The sequence below is a fragment of the Burkholderiales bacterium genome (genome assembly GCA_035543335.1).
GTDB lineage: Bacteria > Pseudomonadota > Gammaproteobacteria > Burkholderiales > JAHFRG01 > JAHFRG01.
Map to the genome: position 1 here is coordinate 1 of DASZZH010000014.1, position 5,357 is coordinate 5,357.

General features: G+C 59.0%; 5 protein-coding genes. 2 read left to right on the top strand and 3 right to left on the bottom strand.

Features of this window, described 5'->3' with window-relative positions; all coding sequences use genetic code 11:
- Positions 1-430 precede the first annotated feature (430 nt).
- Positions 431-646 carry a hypothetical protein gene (locus VHE58_02890; GenBank protein ID HVS26233.1) on the bottom strand — a complete coding sequence of 72 codons (216 nt, stop codon included), beginning with the start codon at positions 644-646 and terminating at the stop codon, positions 431-433.
- A gap of 55 nt (positions 647-701) precedes the next feature.
- Complete coding sequence (locus tag VHE58_02895; protein ID HVS26234.1) at positions 702-1,328, bottom strand: ankyrin repeat domain-containing protein; 627 nt, start codon at positions 1,326-1,328, stop codon at positions 702-704.
- Between the two features lie 300 nt (positions 1,329-1,628).
- Between VHE58_02895 and VHE58_02900 the strand changes: the two genes are divergently transcribed.
- Positions 1,629-3,260 (top strand): PQQ-binding-like beta-propeller repeat protein, encoded by a 1,632-nt coding sequence (locus tag VHE58_02900; GenBank protein ID HVS26235.1) that lies wholly within the window; start codon positions 1,629-1,631, stop codon positions 3,258-3,260.
- 64 nt (positions 3,261-3,324) lie between these two features.
- Complete coding sequence (locus VHE58_02905; GenBank protein ID HVS26236.1) at positions 3,325-3,909, top strand: c-type cytochrome; 585 nt, start codon at positions 3,325-3,327, stop codon at positions 3,907-3,909.
- 317 nt (positions 3,910-4,226) lie between these two features.
- Here VHE58_02905 and VHE58_02910 read toward each other — a convergent pair whose 3' ends face one another.
- The gene (locus VHE58_02910) at positions 4,227-4,517 is read right to left on the bottom strand and encodes a GYD domain-containing protein (protein ID HVS26237.1); all 291 of its coding nucleotides are present in this window, start codon (positions 4,515-4,517) and stop codon (positions 4,227-4,229) included.
- Positions 4,518-5,357 lie beyond the last annotated feature (840 nt).

The window sequence follows — 5,357 nt, forward strand, 5'->3', positions numbered from 1 at the left end:
ATGGGCATTTTTCGTGCAAACCCGGCTGGGGCGTGGCTTTCCGGGCGGTCTGCTTTGTCGCTCGCCTTGCGAATAGGCAACGGCTATTCGACGCGGCTCGCTTCGCGCATCCCATCCCGGAAAGCCGACGCCGCGGCCCCGGGGAGTTTTTCAACACCCTGTTAGGGTGCGGAGCAAAGGGGCGAAGCCCGCTTGTGAACGTCCCTCTCGACCGCAATGTTAGAAGGGTATTGTCAAGTTAACAAAAGGGAATTCATGATTTACCTATGTAGAGTCGTGCATGACGGGCAATGGTGAGTCTTGATCCCCACTTTGGTCTTGTGAACCGAGAATAATTGGAAAGGGCTATCCCACATTCCTGATAGCTTTTTTGTCATCCGCCCTTAACTTGACAATACCCGCTCAAGGACACCACCAGCCGGTTGTTCGGCTAATCGCTCACGTAGAGCGAACGGTCGTCCGCGCTCACCGCGGTGCCGCGGGTTTTTTGCTGGCGGGCACTTCGCCGACGACCTACGTCAGTCGCGGTATTGATGATCGAGATCGCGCCCGAGCTCTCGTTGGGAACGTAGGCGAACGGCGTCGCAAGTAAGGTCTGGCGCAACGCGAGGGAGAGTAAGGCGAGAGCGTAGCTGAAATTACGCATAGAGTCCTCAACAACAGGGTCGAGCCTGTTCAGCGCCGCACGAGAAATGTCGGGTCTATTCTTTCGCGCCGGCAGCGCGAAGCATCTCGACGACGTCGCGGTGGCTGCCTTCACTTGCCATCGCGAGGGCGCTCTTGCCGCGATTGTCGCGCAGATTCATGTCGGCGCCGCGCGCCAAGAGCATCCTCGTCGTGTCGGCGTGCCCGTAGGCGGCTGCCCACATGAGCGCGGTCAGGTCGTTGTCATAACGGGCGTTGATGTCGGCCCCAGCGACCAGCAGCTCGACAAGGCAGTCGGTACGGCCATTACCCGCGGCATAGACCGCAGCGGTCTTCTTTACTCGATCGGTGAGCGCAGGGTTCGCCTTGGCGGCGAGCAGCATGCGGACGATCTCCGTGTGACCGTAGAACGCCGCACTCATAAGCGGCGAGACGCCGGAAAGATTCTGCAGGTTCACATTGGCCCCGCGCTCGATCATCAACCGGGCCAGGCCAGCCTTACCGTTCTTGGCTGCGATGTTAAGGGGGGTGTCGCCAAGCCGATTGCGCGAGTTCGGATTCGCTCCCTGGTCGAGCAGCGCCTGAACAGAGGCTTCGTTCCCGCCGCGCGCGGCGCCGAGCAGATCGAAATTTATGTTGCGCTGCGCCAATGCCAGCGACGAGGCGGCGAGGAGCACCGCCATTAAAAGGGTCTTGCTAAGGCCGCTCAAGCTCATGTTTCGCTGATTTGTTGTCGCAGCGCACTTGAAGTTGCGCCGAATCCGAAGCCCATATATTATTACTAAAAGGGGGGACCAGCGAAAGACTCCGAGACTCCGCATCGATTCGGGTTTTTTGTGTTGGGCCCGTTTTTCCGCCCGCATCGCCCTCAATCAAAGGAGACAATCATGAAATCGAACAAGAAGGTTTTCACCGGATTTCTTATTAGCAGCGCTCTGCTCGTGGCGCTGGGCACTGCGACTTCACTGGCGCTCGCTCAGGAAATGCAGAAGGGTGGAACGACTGGCGCCGGGGTGCCGAAGAAGGTTTCGGTTTCCCAGGGCATGCTGAACAGCGCCGGAAAGCAGGGGGCGAACTGGCTCCACACCCACGGCAACTACGACCAGACGCGCTTCTACCCCGGCGCGCAGATCAACTCGAAGAACGTCGACAAGCTGAGGCCGGTGTTTGCGTTTCAGACCGAGGTCGTCGAATCGATGGAGGTCGCGCCGATCGTGATTGACGGCGTCATGTTCATCACCACTTCGTACAATCACGTCTACGCGCTCGATGCGGTGACCGGCAAAGAGTTCTGGCACTACAAGCACAAGATGGGGCCGGTAACGACGTTCTGCTGCGGCCCGAACAACCGCGGCGTGGCGATCTCCGGCGGCAAGGTATTCATGGGTACGCTCGATGCGAAGCTCCTCGCGCTCGACGCAAAGAGCGGCAAAGTGCTGTGGGAGACCCAGATCGCCGATCCCGAAAAGGGTTACAGCGAGACGATGGCGCCGACGGTCGTTGACAACAAGGTGCTGATCGGCACCAACGGCGGCGAGTACGGCATCCGCGGTTTCGTAAAGGCGTTCGACGCCGACAGCGGCAAGCTGATCTGGACCTTCTACACCATCCCGGAGAAGGGGCATGAAGGCGTATGGGCGCCGAACGACGCCACCGGGCGCAACATGCATCGCGATATCGCGGCTGAGAAGGCGCAGCTCGCCAAGGACAGTTCGTTCTACCAGACCCTGGGCGGCGGCGTGTGGATGAATCCGGCGGTCGACCTCAAGACCCGCACCATCTTCTTCGTGGCCGGCAACCCCTCGCCTGACCTTTACGGCGCCGTGCGCCCGGGCGACAACCTGTACACCGACTCGATCGTCGCGGTGAATCTGGACACGGGCGCGTACAAGTGGCACTTCCAGTACATTGCGCACGACGTGTGGGACCTCGACGCGGTGAGCCCGGCGATCCTGGTCGACGCCAAGGACAAGAACGGCAAGATGGTTCCGGCCGTCATCCATGGCGGTAAAAGCGGCCACATCTACGTGCACGATCGCTCGACGGGGCGGCTGATCCGCTTCTCCGAGGCGATGATTCCGCAGGAGAACATGTGGGTGCTGCCGACCGCGCAGGGTGCGCGTATGCTGCCGGGCGCGAACGGCGGCGTGGAGTGGTCGCCGATGGCGTTCAACCCCAAGACGCGCCTTGCGTACGCGCTCAACCTGCACCAGCCGATGACCTACCATGTCGAGGCCGCCCAGTATCCGGGCGGTAAACTGTGGCTCGGCGGCGCGTTCAAGGTGATTCCGAGCGAGAAGCAGTGGGGCCGTCTCGCGGCGGTGAGCGTCGACACCGGCAAGATGGCGTGGAAGTACGACACCAAGCAGCCGCTGATGGGCGGAGCGCTGACCACGGCCGGTAATCTCGTGTTCTTCGGCGAGGGCAACGGCCTGTTCAAGGCGCTCGACGCGACCTCCGGGAAGCTGCTGTGGCAATTCCAGTGCGGCGCCGGCGCCAATGCAATGCCGGTGTCCTACACCGTGAACGGCAAGCAGTACGTCGCGATGGGTTGCGGCGGCAACACGCAAATCGACTTCAAGCGCGGCAACAGCGTGTTCGTGTTTGGGCTATAACCGAGTTTGTTACTAGGGGAGGCCGCCCGCGGGGCGGTCTCTTTTTTTATAAGGAGCCAGCCTGGTGCAGCGTAACGTCGTCATTCTCGTTGCGGCCGCGTTCTCCGTGGTTTTCAGCCTCGACGCGCCAGCGCAGGACATCGAAGGGGGGCGCAAAAAGGCCGCTACCTGCGTCGCCTGCCACGGACCCAACGGCAATTCGACTCAGCCGACCTTCCCGATCCTCGCCGGACAGACCGCGCGCTACATTTTTCTCCAGCTCAAGGATTTCAAGGAGGGCCGCAGGACCGATCCGCAGATGACCCCCTTCGCGGCCAACTTGTCGCGCGAGGACATGCTCGATCTCTCCGCATTCTTCACCGCGCAGAAGGTGCTGCCGACGTTGTTCAAGCCCGATCCCGCGAAGGTCGAGAAGGGCAAGGCGAAGGCCGCCGAAACGCTCTGCACCATGTGTCATCTCGGCGGCTTCATGGGCCAGAATGAGATTCCGCGCGTTGCCGGGCAGCATTACGACTACGTGGTGAAGCAGCTCAAGGACTTCAAGACCGGCAAGCGCACCAACGATGCCGGTAACATGACGAGCGTCTCCAAGACGCTCAACGACGCCGACATCGACAACCTCGGGCATTACCTGGAGAGCCTTTGGTAACGCCCCGAGCCGCAGGCGGCCAGAACAGCCTGTGGCTGTATTATACGGTTAACACCAATGAGCTCGGCTGCCGTGCGGGTAGGCGGTGCCCGCCATATCAAAATCTAGTGCTGCAGAGGCTTAGGAAAAGCTAACAAAGGGATACAAAGGTTACGTCAAGCACGCAGCGATGACATTACTGCCGTCTCCCCAACCAGGGCAAATCTGGGCACTGATTGGTAAAGCTCGAACGAGGCGAACGGCGCCGATGAAGCGCCAGGGAATTGCGGAGCAGTTAACCCGGTCGCCTCCGTCGGTTTGTTATGCTGTGGCGTACTCTATGAAATGTTGCCAAAGATTTGGCCCATCTCCGCCGCAGAGAATGCACGCAATGTCTCGCTTCGCACATTCCCAAGCGAGCCAACCTTCAGCAGTGCGGATGTGACCGCCTCATCATCGCCGTCCAGAACGACGACCAGGTCATAATGGCCAAGGGTCCAGTAGATCTCTTTGACCGTAACACCGAGTTTCTTCGCCATTGCTTTGAAGGCATCCGTCCGTTTTGGCGATTCCTTTATGTTGCGGATACCCTGATCGGTATAGCTAAAAAGGCTGATAAAAGTAGCCATGGTCTTTCTCCTTGAAGTCAGTGCTTATTCTCACTGAGTGAGAGTGAAACAGCTGTGTGGCATTAATCCCCCTGAGCCTAGGTTGTGCCTTGCCGCGGCGAAACCAGCTTACAGCACCCTCTAAACCACCGCTAGCGAATATGCGCAGGCAAGGCGCCAGGGCGTTTGCACACGATTAGGCACAATTATGCACACACGACCTTTGCTGTGCTCTGCATTGATCGGTTCCCCGAGCAGGGAAAACTGGGCACTGGAATTTGTTCACGGCAGGGTAACTGGTAGGGGAGGAGGGATTCGAACCCCCGATAAACCTGCTTCAGAGGCAGGCGCCTTTGACCGCTCGGCCACTCCCCAGTTTAAGCTATCAATCTCGGCCGCCAGATATGTGACGTGAGACTATGAATAGGTAAGCTCTAATAACCTGATTACAAATTTCGGCAAAGATTATAGCATCACTGCGCAAGCACGCGGCGGAAATGCTGGGAATTAAAAGCTAAACCGCTAGGCCTCTCCTGAACCAGTTGAAGAAATGCGCAGCACGCCAAGAAAATCAGTTTAGAACTAGGCACAGTTCGAGCCCTGATCGGCTCCCCAACCAGGGCAAAACTGGGCACTTCTGGGAATTTGCCGTGCCGCTCGCGTGATGGCGCACCCGCCACGTCTTCTCATACACACTTTTATTCCAGAGATGGCGGCAACCGGCCATAAGGGACGTTCGCTGGCTGCGATCCCTCCGTTCGAGCCTCAGTCGGGGAGTCAAGCTCGCAACAGATTATAGCAAGATGTAGTGTTTTGATTGTGTTCTGTACCGACATGGGTTAGCCAAGAACGCAAAAACGG